The following is a 247-nucleotide window of genomic DNA, read 5'->3' as shown; positions in this document are numbered from 1 at the left end:
TTGGTCGCAGGTTCGAGCCGAGCGAAGCGAGACAACAACGCATAAGCGTTGGCCCGAAGGGTGAGGCCGGAGGCCGAATCATCCTGCACGACCCACCATCTAAATTCCCAACCTAATACTCTTCAAGTAATCAATAACCTCAGTTCGTAGAGCCGTTGGCTTTTAATCAATTGGTCACAGGTTCGAGCCGAGCGAAGCGAGACAACAACGCATAAGCGTTGGCCCGAAGGGTGAGGCCGGAGGCCGA

At 54.7% G+C, this 247-nt stretch carries 2 other RNA genes; both read left to right on the top strand.

The annotated features are described in order from the left end of the window. Positions 1–98: non-coding RNA, RtT sRNA (locus AAC855_RS21820), on the top strand; the annotation flags it as partial. Positions 99–138: 40 nt separating this feature from the next. After that, positions 139–247: non-coding RNA, RtT sRNA (locus tag AAC855_RS21815), on the top strand; the annotation flags it as partial.

Origin of the sequence: Xenorhabdus bharatensis, from assembly GCF_037996705.1 — a bacterium.
Lineage (GTDB): Bacteria > Pseudomonadota > Gammaproteobacteria > Enterobacterales > Enterobacteriaceae > Xenorhabdus > Xenorhabdus bharatensis.
Note: the sequence above shows the minus strand (reverse complement) of the source record. Positions and strands in the feature narration are given on the sequence as shown.